General features: G+C 75.0%; 10 protein-coding genes. 9 read left to right on the forward strand and 1 reads right to left on the reverse strand.

Annotation, left to right across the window (positions count from 1 at the left end; all coding sequences use genetic code 11):
• Positions 1-3 precede the first annotated feature (3 nt).
• The 9 genes from NF338_RS02125 (at position 4) to NF338_RS02165 (ending at position 13,043) form a co-directional block, all read left to right on the forward strand.
• Complete coding sequence (locus tag NF338_RS02125) at positions 4-831, forward strand: carbohydrate ABC transporter permease (protein ID WP_264029260.1); 828 nt, start codon at positions 4-6, stop codon at positions 829-831.
• A gap of 48 nt (positions 832-879) precedes the next feature.
• Positions 880-2,169 carry an ABC transporter substrate-binding protein gene (locus NF338_RS02130; protein WP_264029261.1) on the forward strand — a complete coding sequence of 430 codons (1,290 nt, stop codon included), beginning with the start codon at positions 880-882 and terminating at the stop codon, positions 2,167-2,169.
• Positions 2,170-2,355: 186 nt separating this feature from the next.
• The gene (locus NF338_RS02135) at positions 2,356-3,561 is read left to right on the forward strand and encodes an ADP-ribosylglycohydrolase family protein (RefSeq protein WP_264029262.1); all 1,206 of its coding nucleotides are present in this window, start codon (positions 2,356-2,358) and stop codon (positions 3,559-3,561) included.
• Entirely contained in the window at positions 3,558-5,042 is a 1,485-nt protein-coding gene (locus NF338_RS02140; protein ID WP_264029263.1) for an ADP-ribosylglycohydrolase family protein, read from the forward strand. Before NF338_RS02135 ends, NF338_RS02140 begins: the two co-directional genes overlap by 4 nt.
• Positions 5,039-6,094 carry a ribokinase gene (locus tag NF338_RS02145; protein ID WP_264029264.1) on the forward strand — a complete coding sequence of 352 codons (1,056 nt, stop codon included), beginning with the start codon at positions 5,039-5,041 and terminating at the stop codon, positions 6,092-6,094. The genes NF338_RS02140 and NF338_RS02145 overlap by 4 nt, the downstream gene beginning before the upstream one ends.
• Positions 6,095-6,155: 61 nt before the next feature.
• A complete protein-coding gene (locus tag NF338_RS02150) occupies positions 6,156-8,270 on the forward strand; it encodes a formylglycine-generating enzyme family protein (protein WP_264029265.1) in 2,115 nt (704 codons plus the stop codon).
• A complete protein-coding gene (locus NF338_RS02155; RefSeq protein WP_264029266.1) occupies positions 8,267-9,487 on the forward strand; it encodes a CaiB/BaiF CoA transferase family protein in 1,221 nt (406 codons plus the stop codon). Before NF338_RS02150 ends, NF338_RS02155 begins: the two co-directional genes overlap by 4 nt.
• A gap of 92 nt (positions 9,488-9,579) precedes the next feature.
• Complete coding sequence (locus tag NF338_RS02160; RefSeq protein ID WP_264029267.1) at positions 9,580-10,389, forward strand: HpcH/HpaI aldolase/citrate lyase family protein; 810 nt, start codon at positions 9,580-9,582, stop codon at positions 10,387-10,389.
• Positions 10,390-10,535: 146 nt separating this feature from the next.
• The gene (locus NF338_RS02165; protein ID WP_264029268.1) at positions 10,536-13,043 is read left to right on the forward strand and encodes an alpha/beta hydrolase-fold protein; all 2,508 of its coding nucleotides are present in this window, start codon (positions 10,536-10,538) and stop codon (positions 13,041-13,043) included.
• A 94-nt stretch (positions 13,044-13,137) separates the two neighbouring features.
• On the opposite strand, the gene NF338_RS02170 is transcribed toward NF338_RS02165, so the two are convergent.
• Entirely contained in the window at positions 13,138-13,791 is a 654-nt protein-coding gene (locus tag NF338_RS02170) for a chitinase (RefSeq protein ID WP_264029269.1), read from the reverse strand.
• Positions 13,792-13,837 lie beyond the last annotated feature (46 nt).

Below are 13,837 nucleotides of genomic sequence, written 5' to 3' on the forward strand. Positions count from 1 at the left end.
CCCGTGCGCGCACTCGTCCGCCCGGCCCAGTACGTGGCCCTCGCGTTCTACATCCTCTTCCTCGGCTTCCCGCTGCTCTGGCTCATCTCGGCGTCGCTCAAGTCGTCGGGCGAGCTCAACTCGCTCACCGTGAGCCTGATCCCGCAGGACTTCCACTGGGAGAACTACTCGCAGGCGCTCTCGCGGCAGGGCCTCGTGCGCTCGGCGTGGAACAGCGCGATCGTCGCGGTCGTCTCGACGATGCTCGTCATCGTCATCGCGCTGCCCGCGTCGTACGTGCTCGCGCGCCTGCGGGGCAAGATCCGCGCGGCGGGCGTCGGCTGGATCCTGGTGAGCCAGGTGTTCCCGGTGATCCTCATCATCCTGCCGCTGTTCCTCATCCTGCGGACCATCGGCCTCACGGACTCGCTCGTCGGGCTCACGCTCGTCCACACCACGTACACCCTGCCGTTCGCCCTGTGGATGATGCAGGGCTACGTCTCCGCGATCCCCGTGGACCTCGAGGAGGCGGGCTCCATGGACGGCGCGAGCCGGTTCACCGTGCTCCGCACGATCGTCTTCCCGCTGCTCATGCCGGGCGTCGTCGCGACGGCCATGTTCAGCTTCGTCTCCTCGTGGAACGAGTTCTTCTTCGCGCTCGTCCTGCTCCAGTCGCCCGAGAACTACACGCTGCCCATCACGCTGAAGATGTTCATCGGCGGCGAGGGCAAGGTGGCGCTCGGTCCGCTCGCCGCGGGCTCCGTGCTCGCGGCCATCCCCAGCATCGTCTTCTTCTCGATCATGCAGAAGAAGCTCACCGGCGGTCTGCTGTCCGGCGCCGTGAAGGGGTGACCCCCCCAGATGTACCCCCTGCAACACCCCCACCCGAAAGGTAGAACCATGAAGACTCGTGGTGCGTCCATCGCCGCATGCCTCACGATCACGACCCTGCTCGTCGCCTCCTGCTCGAGCGGGGGCGGCAGCGGGGACGACGGCGCCGACGGCGGCCCGGTCACGCTGAAGTTCCAGTCGCTGTCCGACCAGCCGGCCGCCATCGAGGCGACCGAGAAGATCGTCGCGGACTGGAACGAGGCCAACCCCGACGTCCAGGTCGAGATCGTGCCCGCCGGCTGGGACGGCATCTACGACAAGCTCATCACGCAGTTCAACGGCGGGGCCGCGCCGGACATCATCCACTACGAGGCCGCGAGCATCGTGCCCTTCGCCGTGGACGGCTACCTGGCCGACCTGTCGGAGTACATGTCGGACGAGAAGCGCGCCGACATCCCCGAGGGCATCCTCGACTCCGTGACGGTGGACGACCAGGTCATCGCGTACCCGACCGAGCTGCAGTCCTACATGGTGTTCGCCAACAAGACGATGCTCGAGGCCGCCGGCGTCGAGATCCCGACCGGCGAGACCATGACGTGGGACGAGCTGCGCGAGATCTCGAAGGCCACGACGAAGGACGGCGCGTACGGGCTCGGGTGGGGGCTCGCGAGCCCGACGGCCGCGTTCATGGCGATGGCCCCCGGGTTCGGCGGCCAGTACTTCGAGGGCACCGGGGCCGACGCGAGCATCACCATCGGCGAGGGTGAGATGGCGCTGCCGGAGCTCGTCGACGAGATGGCGCACACCGACAACACGGTGCTGCCGGTGACGCTCACGCAGTCCGGGTCGGAGACGCTCGCGTCGTTCTACGCGGGCCAGGTCGCGATGACGATCCAGGGCTCGTTCCAGGCCGCGAACATCGCCAACGACGCCCCCGAGGGCTTCGACTGGGTCGTGCTGCCGCCGCTCGAGGGTCCCGACGGCGCCGAGCAGGCCGCCAACCCGCAGACGCTGTCGGTGAACATCGACTCCGAGCACGTCGAGGAGTCCGCGGAGTTCATCGAGTTCTTCACGGACACCGAGAACCTCGCCGCGCTCAACGAGGCGGACGCGCTCATCCCGGCGACGACGTCGGCCCAGGAGGCCATGGCGGCGTCGCTCGGCGACGAGAACGGCTGGTCGACGATCCTCTCGTCCGGCCAGTTCCTCACGTCGGCGCCGTACCTGTTCGTCGACGCGTACGCGCAGTGGAAGGACACGGTCGCGACGCCCGCGTACCAGAAGTTCCTCGCCCAGGAGATCGACGCCGACCAGCTCGCGACCGAGCTCGAGGCCGGCTGGGACGAGATCACCAAGTAGCACCTCGGCCGCTCGCCGCGCACCGTGACAGCGGTCGTGGCGAGCACCGAGCAGCAGCGGCCGGGGCGGTCGCGCACACGACCGCCCCGGCCGGGAACCGCGGCCCCGACGGGTCGCACCGGGCGCCTCGCGCGCCGAGGAGAGATCGACAGGGAGTGGACCGTGACCTGGCTGGACGACCGAGCGGTGGCAGTGATCACCGGAGCGGCGGTGGGGGACGCGCTGGGGGGCGCCACCGAGGGCTGGACCCCCGAGCAGATCGAGGAGCGCCACGGGGGGCGCGTGACGGGGATCGTGGAGCCCTGGTACCCGAACTGGCAGGACGCGCGTCCGATCGCGCCCTACCACAAGGGCGACGGGCACATCACGGACGACACCCTCATGACGCGCGCGCTCGTGGAGGTGTACGCGAAGCGGCGCGAGCACCTCGACGCGTACGCGATGGCCGAGGACCTCGTGCCGCTCATGATCGGCGAGCCGCGCTGGATCCCGGAGCTCGAGTCGACCGCGCTGCTGCTGCAGCGCGTGTTCCTCGCCGAGAAGTGGATCGTCGCGCGCCTGCACTACGGGCACGTGGACCCGCGCGAGGCGGGCGTCGGGAACGTCGTCAACTGCGGTGCCGCGATGTACGTCGCGCCCGTCGGTCTCGCGAACGCGGGCGACCCCCGTGGCGCCTACGCCGAGGCGATCGACCTCACCGGCGCGCACCAGTCGAGCTACGGCCGCGAGGCCGCGGGCGTGTTCGCGGCCATGGTCGCCGCGTCCGTCGCGCCGGGGGCCACGGTCGACGACGTCGTGCACGCCGCGCTCGACGTCGCGCACGACGGCACGGCCGCCGCGCTCCAGGCCGTCGTCGAGGCGTTCGACGGCTGGACGACGGCGCCCACGACCGACGAGGAGGAGCGCGCGCTCGCGCGGCTCGTCCGGGAGACGGTGGCCCCGTTCGACTCGGTCGGGCCCGCGTACCGGCAGATGTCGATGGACGCGCGCCGCCCGTCGCGCACCAAGTCCATCGAAGAGCTCCCCGCGGCCCTCGGGTTCGTGCTCGGGCACCGCGGCGACTTCCGCGGCGCGGTCCTCGGCGCCGTGAACTACGGGCGCGACGCCGACTCGATCGCCGTCATGGCCGGTGCCGTGTGCGCCGGGCTGGGCGGGACCGCCGTCGTGCCGGACGAGTGGCTCGACGCGATCGAGCAGGCGAGCCGCATGGACGTCCGGGAGACCGGCCGCCTCATGGCCTCCGCGGCGGCGGACATCCTCCGCTCCGACCGCGAGCGCGCCACGTCGCGCCTGCGCGCGCTCGCCGAGCTCGGCGGCGCGTCCGTGGACGGGAACGGGACTGGCGTGCCCGACGGCGCGGCGCAGTCCGCGCGGGCGGGTGACCCGGCGTGAGGCTCACCTGGGCCCAGCCCGAGGACCTGCTCGCGCACGAGCTCGTCCAGGCGACGGCGGAGGGTAAGGACCCCGCGTCGCTCGCCGACGTCCGCGACCGTTGGGTCGCCGCGGGTGGCGACCCCGTCCCCGCGGTGAGCGGCGCCGGTCCCGTCCCCGCGACCCCGGCGCTGCGCGCGCTCGCGCGCGACCTGCTCGTCGAGCTCGACGCGCTCCCCGCGGCGCCCGCGCCGCACGAGCCCGACGACTGGGACGCGATCCTCGCCATGCTCCCGGCGGCGCCCGGCCTGCCCACCCGCCCGGGCGCCGTCGGGTCCTCCGCCGGCACGGCCGTGGGCACGGGCACCGCCGACGCCGCGTACGCGGACCGCGTGCTCGGCGCGTGGACCGGGCGCGCGGCGGGCTGCCTGCTCGGCAAGCCCGTGGAGAAGATCCCGCGCGCGGGCATCGAGGAGATCCTGCGCGCGACGGGCCGGTGGCCGCTCGACCGCTGGTTCACCGCCGTCGGGCTGCCCGACGACGTCGCCGCGCGCTGGCCGTGGAACCGGCGCAGCGCCCCGACGTCGCTCGAGGAGAACATCGACGGGATGCCCGAGGACGACGACCTCAACTACCCGATCCTCGCGCTCGCCCTGCTGGAGCGGCACGGGCGCGGGTTCACGACGGACGACGTCGCACAGCTCTGGCTCGACGCGCTGCCCGCGGGCCGCGTGTTCACCGCCGAGCGCGCCGCGTACCGCAACATCCTGGACGCGCGGCCGGTGCCGGAGACGGCGACGCACCACAACCCGTTCCGGGAGTGGATCGGCGCGCTCATCCGCACGGACGTGCTCGGCTGGGTCTCGCCCGGCGACGTGCGCGAGGCCGCGCGCCTCGCGTGGACGGACGCGCGCCTGAGCCACACGCGCAACGGCGTCTACGGCGCGATGTGGGCGGCCGCGCTCGCGTCGGCGGCGATGGTCTGCGAGACGGTGGACGAGGTGCTCGACGCGGCGGACGCCGTCCTGCCGCCGGGCAGCCGGCTGGCCGCTTCGATCCGGCTCGGCCGCGACGCGGGCCGCGACGGCGACGCGTCCGAGGCGGGCGTGCGCGCCGGGCTCGACACGATCCACGCCGCGTACGGCGACCTGCACTGGGTGCACGTGCTCGACAACGCCGCGGTGATCGCCTACGCGCTCACCGCAGGGCGTGGCGCGGACGGTCGCGGCGACTTCGGCGCGAGCGTCGCGATCGCCGTCACCGCGGGCTGGGACACCGACTCCGCGGGGGCGACGGTCGGCGGCGTGGTGGGTGCGCTGCAGGGCGTCGACGGGATCGGGGACCAGTGGACCCGTCCGCTCGACGGCCACATCGCGACCTCGCTGCCCGGCGGCGAGCAGAGGATCGTGGACCTCGCGGCGCGGACGGTCGCGCTCGCGACGGTCCCGGTCGTGGTGGCCGGGGGAGCCGTGCAGGGTCCCACGGAGGAGGCACAGGCATGAGCACGACGGCGGACGCGGGGCAGGACCCGGCGCGCGGCGGGACCGTCCCGGGTGGCTCGGGGCGGGTCGTGGTGGTCGGGTCGGCGAACGTCGACCTCGTCGTCGACGTGCCGCGCCACCCCGGCGGCGGCGAGACCATCCTCGGCGGCGACCTCCGCCGCAACCCGGGCGGCAAGGGCGCGAACCAGGCCGTCGGCGCGGCGCGCGCGGGCGGAGCGGACACGACGTTCGTCGGCGCGCTCGGGCACGACGACGCGGCCGACCTGCTGCTCGCGTCGCTCGACCGCGGGGGCGTGCGGACGGACCTCGTCGAGCGCGTCGACGTCCCGACCGGCACCGCCCTCATCACCGTCTCGCCCGACGGCGAGAACGCGATCGTCGTCGCGCCCGGCGCGAACTCGCACGTGACGGTCAGCGCGGCCCAGGCCGAGCGGATCGCCGCGGCGGACGTCGTGCTCGCGCAGCTCGAGATCCCGCTCGACGTCGTCCGTGCCGCCGCGGCCGCGCGTCGCCCCGGCGCGCTGCTGGTGCTCAACGCGGCGCCGTCGCGCGACCTGCCGGACGACGTCTGGGCCGCGATCGACGTGCTCGTCGTCAACGAGCACGAGGCCGCCGACCTCGCCGGGGTCGCCCTCCGTACGGCGCCACGTCCCGGAGACGTGCAGGGCGCCGAGGGCGCTCCGGGCCCCGAGGGGGCGACGGCGCGCGAGACCGACCCGAGCAGCCTCGCGAGTCTCCTGCTCCTGCGCGTCCCGGCCGTCGTCGTGACGCTCGGCGGCCGGGGGAGCCTCGTGGCCGAGCGCCTGCCCGGGGGGAAGCTGCTCACTGACGTCCCCGCGGTCGCCGTCGAGGCCGTGGACACGACCGGAGCGGGCGACACGTTCTGCGGCGTCCTCGCCGCGGCGCTCGCGCGCGGCGCCGACGTGCCCGACGCCGCCCGGCTGGCCGCGGCCGCGGGCGCGCTGGCGGTGACCCGGCCCGGGGCGCAGGACGCCGCGCCCGACGCGGCGGACGTCGTCGCGCTCGCGCGGCGGGCCGAGGGCCTCGCCTGACCGACCTGAGCCACTTCGCAGCACGACCGAGCGCGGGCCCGCCCGCCGAGGGAAAGGCACCATGACGTACACGTTCGACCCGCTGGTCCCGCGACCGATCGACCTGCCGACCGCGGTCGCGCTCGACGGGCCGCTCACGCCCGAGCAGTCGCTCGCGCTCGACGAGGCGAAGATCTTCGTCGGCCCGGTCGACCCCGCCGACCGTCCGGCCTGGCGCGAGCGCCTCGCCGCGTGGCGCGACGACGCCCGCCGCCGCCACGGGTACACCGGTGCCGCGTACGACCGCCCGGACGCCGCGTGGGCTGCCGGGTGCTCGACGGTCGCGCAGGTCTGGCTCTGGGACGAGCTGCTGTACTCGTTCGAGGAGCACCGGTTCACGCCGGAGCGGTTCCTCGCCGACGCGCGCGAGCGGTTCGGCGGCCTCGACGCCGTCGTGCTGTGGCACGCGTACCCCGTCATCGGGATCGACGACCGCAACCAGTGGGACTTCTACCGCGACGTCCCGGGGTTCGTCGACCTCGTGCAGACGTTCCACGACGCGGGCCTGCACGTGTTCGTCGACTACAACCCGTGGGACGTGGGCACGCGTCGCGGGGACGACGACCTCACCGAGCTCGCCGCCGTCGTGCGCGACCTCGGCGCCGACGGCGTCTTCCTCGACACCCTGAAGAAGGCCGAGCCTGAGCTCGTCGCGCGGCTCGAGGGCGCGCGGCCCGGCATCGTCCTGGAGGGCGAGTCGAAGCTTCCGGTCGAGCGCATCGAGGACCACTCGTCGTCGTGGGCGCAGTTCTTCGCCGACTCGCCCGTGCCCGGCGTGCTGCGCGCGCACTGGTACGAGCGCCGGCACATGCAGCACCACGTGCGCCGCTGGCACCGTGACCACTCCGAGGAGCTCCAGTCCGCGTGGCTCAACGGCGTGGGCGTCATGGTGTGGGAGGTCGTGTTCGGGGTGTGGGTCGGATGGTCGCCGCGCGACGCCGCGACGGTCAAGCGCCTGGTCACGGTCCAGCGCGCGGCGCGACCGTTGCTGCTGGACGGCGAGTGGACGCCCCTCACCGAGCTCGCCCCCGAGGCGGAGGAGGCGGGGGTCTACGCCTCGCGCTGGGACCTCGACGGCGTCACCCTGTGGACGCTCGCGAACCGCGGCGACGAGGACTACGACGGCCCGCTGCTCCCGTTGGACCACCCCTCCCGTCGAACCCTGGATCGTTCCTCAGCCGGGGCCGTCGGTGGGGAGGAATCCGGGGTTCGGCGGGGCGTGCGGGTGCCGGGGCGGGGGATCGCCGCGGTGCTGTGCGTGGCGGACGGCGTCGGCGAGCCCGACTGGCTGCCGCATCTGCGCGACGTCGTCGCCTCGCTCGACACGTCTGCGCCGCACGACGCCGACGCGCGGTTCCCGCACCGGCTCGCGCGACGCCTCGCGCCGGGCGGGACGGGGGCGACGGGCGCGCCCGAGCCGGGGGCCGTCGTCGTCCCCGCGGGGCCGTACGTGCTGACCGTCCGGTACCGGGCGCGCGAGACCGGGATGTACCAGGGCGCGCCGTACGTGGACGAGTGGAAGCCGCTCCCGCCGCGCCTGCACGACGCGCGGACCCTCCAGCGCGACGGCGAGCTCGCCGCGCCCGTCGCGGTCGGCCGCGACGTGACGAACGCGGAGTTCGCGGAGTTCCTCGCGGCCACCGGGTACGTGCCCGCCGTCGCGCACCGCTTCCTCGCGCACTGGGCGGACGGCCGTCCCCTGCCCGGCACGGAGGACGAGCCCGTGACCTTCGTCGACCTCGACGACGCGCGCGCGTTCTGCGCGTGGCGCGGCGGGCGCCTGCCGACCGAGGACGAGTGGCAGCTCGCGGCGGAGCAGCCCGGGTGGACGCGCGGCGAGCCCGCCGTGTGGAGCTGGACGGGCTCCGAGCACTCCGACGGCCGCACGCGGTTCGTCATGCTCAAGGGCGGCAGCGACTACCGCGCCGACGGCTCCGACTGGTACGTCGAGGGCGGGCGCCACGCGGCGGACTACGCGGTCAAGCTCCTCGTCCCCGGACTGGGGCTCGCCCGCGGCGCGACCGTCGGGTTCCGCTGCGCGTGGGACCTCGCCGACGGCGACCCCTCGCCCGGGCGGGTGGCGCACCCCGGCGCGCGCGCGGCGTCGGGCACGAACGACACGGAGGTGACGGCATGACGGACGGACCTCGGATCTCGCGCGACCCGTCCACCGGGGCGCTCGCGGGACTGCGCGTCGTCGACGCGTCGACGCTGTTCGCCGGGCCCATGGCGGCGATGCACCTCGGCGACCTGGGCGCCGACGTCGTCAAGGTCGAGCACCCCACCAAGCCCGACCCGTCGCGCACGCACGGTGCCGCGAAGGACGGCGTGAACCTGTGGTGGAAGACGCTCGGGCGCAACAAGCGCACCGTCACCGCGAACCTCGGGAGCGACGGCGGCCGGGAGGTGTTCCTCGCCCTCGTCGCCGAGGCGGACGTCGTCATCGAGAACTTCCGGCCCGGCACGCTCGAGCGCTGGGGCCTCGGCTACGACGAGCTGTCCGCGCGCAACCCGCGGCTCGTGCTCGCGCGCGTGAGCGGGTTCGGGCAGGTCGGGCCGTACCGCACCCGCCCCGGGTTCGGCACGCTCGCCGAGGCGATGAGCGGGTTCGCCGCGATGACCGGCGAGCCCGACGGCCCGCCGACCCTCCCGCCGTTCGGGCTCGCCGACGGCGTCGCGTCGCTCGCGACCGCGTTCGCCGTCATGGTCGCGCTGTCCACGCGCGAGCGCACCGGGCACGGGCAGGTCGTGGACACGGCGATCATCGAGCCCATCCTCGCGATGCTCGGGCCGCAGATCACGCGCTGGGACCAGCTCCGCACCGTGCAGCCGCGCACCGGCAACCGGTCCGCGAACAACGCGCCGCGCAACACGTACCGCACGCGCGACGGTCAGTGGGTCGCGGTGTCGACGTCGGCGCAGTCCATCGCCGAGCGCGTCATGCGCCTCGTGGGGCGCCCCGAGATCGTCGACGAGCCGTGGTTCGCGAGCGGCGTCGAGCGCGCGCAGCACGCCGACCTGCTCGACGCGGCCGTCGGCGGCTGGATCGCGCAGCGCACGCGCGACGAGGTCGTCGCCGCGTTCGAGGAGGCGCAGGCCGCCGTCGCGCCGATCTACGACGCGCACGACATCGTCGACGACCCGCAGTTCCGCGCGCTCGGCACGATCCACGAGATCGAGGACCCCGAGCTCGGGCCGATGCTCATGCAGGGCCCGCTGTTCCGGCTGTCCGAGAACGACGGCGTCATCCGCTTCACCGGCCGCGCGCACGGCGCCGACACCGACGCCGTGCTCGGCGAGCTCGGGTTCGCGCCCGAGCGCGTCGCGGAGCTGCGGGCGGAGGGCGCGGTATGAGTGCGGGCGCCCGGTCGGGTCCGCGAGACGGGTCCGGGTCGGGAGACCGGTCCGCATCCCGGGCCGGTGCGCCGCCGCTGACCTTGCTGTACGTGCCCGCGGACCGGCCGGACCGGGTCGCCAAGGCGCTCGGGTCCGCGGCCGACGTCGTGCTCGTGGACCTCGAGGACGCCGTCGCCCCCGCGCGCAAGGACGAGGCGCGGGGGAACGTCGTCGGGCTGCTCGACGCCGCGGCGGCCGCGCGCGGGGTCCAGGTGCGGATCAACCACCCCGCGACGCCGTGGCACGCCGACGACGTCGCGGTGCTCGCGGGCCTGCCGCTCGCCGTCGGTGTGCGCGCGCCGAAGGCCGAGTCCGCCGACGAGGTGCGCGCGCTCGCCGCGGCGCTGCCCGGGCGGGCGCTGCACCTGCTCGTCGAGTCGGCGCTCGGTGTCGAGCGCGCGTTCGAGCTCGCGTCGGCGTCGCCGCAGGTCGCGTCCCTCGGGCTCGGCGAGGCCGACCTGCGCTCCGACCTGCGGGTCGACGACGAGGCCGGGCTCGCGTGGGCGCGCAGCCGGGTCGTCGTGGCGGCCCGAGCGGCGGGGTTGCCGTCGCCCGCGATGTCCGCGTTCACGCACGTGCGCGACCTCGACGGGCTCGCCACGTCGTGCCGCGCCGGGCGGGCGCTCGGGTTCTGCGGCCGCACCGCGATCCACCCCGACCAGCTCGCCACGATCCGCGACGCGTTCCTGCCGACGCCCGACGAGGTGGACCGAGCGCGCGAGGTCGTCGAGCGCGTGGGCGACGCCGCGGCGTCGGGCACGGGCGTCGTCGCGCTGGCGGACGGCACGTTCCTCGACGTCGCGATGGTCGAGCGCGCGCACACCGTGCTGGCACTGGCGGACCGCCGCCCGGCCGGGTAGCGCCCGGCGCCGAGAACGACCCTCCCCCCGGTCGAGCACGACGTTGCTGTCGATATCCGCCCGATAACGACAGCAACGTCGTGCTCGACCGGGACGGAGGGAGGGGGAGGGGGCAGCACATCACCGGATCTCGACGAGGAGACACGATGGACGCAGCACCACGGGACATGGCACGACGGTCGGGCCGACGGTCCGGGACGACGGCGGTCGGGACCGCGCTGGCCCTCGCGGTCGGGCTGGGCGGGCTCGGGCTCGCGCTGCCCGCGACGGCCGCGGAGCAGGGCACGGTCGAGTCGGCGCGGGTCGCGGACTCCGCGGCGGGGCCGATCGACTACACGGTCTACCTGCCGCCCGGCTACGACGACGGCGAGCAGGAGTACCCGACGCTCTACCTGCTGCACGGGCGCGGGGACACGCAGGCGGCGTGGCAGCAGGTCACGGGCGACCTGGACGAGCTCATCGGGGCGGGGGAGATCCAGCCGATGGTCGTCGTCATGCCCGACGCGCCGTGGAACGACCGCGGATCCTGGTACACGGACTCGCTGTACGAGGGCGATGGCACCGGGGCCGGTGCGGGCACGGCGGTCGAGACGGCGTTCACGCGCGATCTCGTCGCGCACGTCGACGCGACCTACCGGACCGTCGAGGACCGCGAGGCGCGCGCCGTCGGCGGGTACTCGATGGGGGGCGCGGGCGCGCTGCGGTTCACGCTCGCGCACCAGGACACGTTCTCCGCGGGCATCGTGCTGAGCCCCGCGGTGTACGTGCCGCAGCCCCCGGCGGACTCCTCGGCGCGCGACTATGGCGCGTACGGCGTCGGCGCCGCGCCGTTCGACGCCGACCGGTACACCGAGCTCTCCTACCCCGCCGCGCTCGCGGCGCTCGACCCTGCGCTCCCGGTGCACCTGTTCGTCGCCGTCGGCGACGACGAGTGGGCGAACCCCGACCCCGCCGAGGCGACGCACGACATCGACTTCGAGTCGGCACGCCTCTACAACCAGGCGCGCCGCGTCCCGGGCGTGACGGCCGAGCTGCGCGTGCTCGACGGCGGTCACGACTGGGACGTGTGGCGGCCCGGGTTCCGGGAGGGGATCGTCGACGTCTCGGCGCGGCTGCGCACCACGCCCGCCGCACCGTGGGACGCCGAGCTCCTCGGCTCCGCGGGCGACGACCGCGCGGGCGGCGCCACGGCGCTGCCCGACGGCGGGACCGTCGTCGCGCTGAACCTCGCCGGGGCGTGGGACGGGTACGAGCCCGCGGGCGGCCTGGACGCGGTGGTCGTGAGTCGCGACGCCGACGGCGCCGAGGTCTGGCGGCACGCGGTCGCGACGGCCGCGGACGACCGCGCGTACGGCGTCGTGCCGGGCGCCGACGGCGGCGTGCTCGTCGCTGGGTACACGAAGGGCGACCTCGACGGCGCCCACGCGGGCGCGACGCGCGACGACGGGTTCGTCGCGGCCGTGACCGCAGACGGCGAGCGCGCCTGGACGCTGCAGACCGGCGACCCCGGCGCGGCCGACCGCTTCTACGCCGTCGCGCCCGACGGCGCGGGCGGCGCCTACGTCGCCGGGTACACGAGCGGTGCCGTCGGCGGAGCGCCGAGCGCCGGGGACAAGGACGCGCTGCTCGGCCGGGTCTCCGCGACGGGCGAGCTGCGGTGGCTGCGCCAGGTCGGCGGGCCCGGCGAGGACAAGGCGCTCGCGGTCGCGGCGTCGCCCGACGGCGCGGTGTACGTGGGCGGGGTGTCGGGCGGCGGGATGCCCGGGGCCGAGCACGCGGGCGCGAACGACGGCTGGGTCGCGCGGTACGCCGCGGACGGCGAGCAGGAGTGGCTGCGCGCCGTCGCGACGAGCGAGAACGACCAGGTCAGCGGTCTCGTGGCGCGCTCGGACGGGTCGGTCGTGGCCGTCGGGCACACGCGCGGGGCGCTCGGCGAGGACGGCAACCTCGGGGACAACGACGTCGTGGCACGGGCCTTCGGCCCCGCGGGCGAGGTCGTGTGGACGACGCAGGTCGGCACGTCCACGGACGACCGGGGCGTCACGGGTGTCCTCGGCGCGGACGACGCCGTGCTCGTCGTCGGCACGACGTACGGCGCGATGGAGACCGCCGTCGGCGGGGTGGACGTCGTGACGATCCCCGTCGCGGCCGACGGCACCCCGGGCGAGGCGACGCAGACCGGCTCGCGCGAGCGCGACGGCGCGGACGAGTGGGACGACGCGAACCTGTTCGCGGCACCGGCCCCCGCGGCCGACGGCCGCGACGGTGCGGCGCTGCTCACCGGGCTCACCTACGGTGCGCCCGCGGGGGTGACGAACGCGGGCGCCGCGGACGTGTTCGTCGCGCGCGTGCCGTGGGACGCCGTCGTGCCGGGGTCCGGGACGGGGGAGCCGCCGCTGACCGTGACCGCCCAGGCGCGGTGCCTGGCCGGGAAGGCGTACGTCGCGGTGCGCGCGACGAGCACGGCGGACGCACCGGTCGACGTCGAGCTCGCCACGCCGTACGGCTCGCGCGTCGTCGCGGACGTCGCGCCGGGGACGAGCGCCTACCAGTCGTTCCCCGCCCGCGCCGCGACGATCCCGGCCGGGGAGGCGACGGCGACCACGGACGGCCGCACCGCCGTCGTCCCGTACGACGCGCTCACCTGCGCCTGACCACGACCTTGCGCGCAGCCGAGCACGAGGTTGCTGTCGTTATCGGCCTGACAACGACAGCGACGTCGTGTTCGGCGCGGGGCGGGCGGGGCGGTCAGCAGGTGAGGTGGTCGCCCGTCGTGGTGCCGACGATCTCGACATAGTGGCGGAAGAGGCGGACGCGGTTGTTCATCTGGCGGGGGTTGCCGCCCTCGCACTCGAGCGGGCCGTTGATGGAGCGGATCGTCTCGGCGAAGCCGTGCTCGCCGACGATCGCGTCGTGGCACGTCATCGACGCGGTGCCGGGCTGCGTGTTCCAGTACCAGAGCGCGGTCTGCCACGCGACGGTCGGGTCCTGCTCGACGAGCCACGGGTCGGCCAGGAGGTCGATCCCGAGCGCCTCCCCGGCCGCGCGGTAGTTGAAGTTCCAGGAGAGCTGGAGCGGGCCGCGGCCGTAGTACGCGTCCTGGCCGGCCGGGCACCCGTACGGCTGCGCGGGGTCGCAGTAGTGCGGGTAGTTCGCGGTGTTCACCTCGACCACGTGCACGAGCCCGTGCGTCTCGTGGCTCACGTTCGCGAGGAACGCTGCCGCCTCGCGTCGGGCGACCCGGTCGCCGCCCGTCGTCGCGAACTCCGGGTACGCGGCCGTCGCGGCGACGAGTCCCGCGTACGTGTAGAACGCGCTCCGCTCGGGGAACATCGCCTCGAACTGCTGCTCGGTCACGACGAACGTCGGCGGCGTGGCGGCGGTCGGCGTCGGGTCGGTCATGGGTCCCCCTCGTCGGGTCGGTGCGGGCGCTGCGTCGCGCCCCGAC

Source organism: Cellulosimicrobium sp. SH8 (genome assembly GCF_025818875.1).
GTDB classification, from domain to species: Bacteria; Actinomycetota; Actinomycetes; order Actinomycetales; family Cellulomonadaceae; genus Cellulosimicrobium; species Cellulosimicrobium cellulans_D.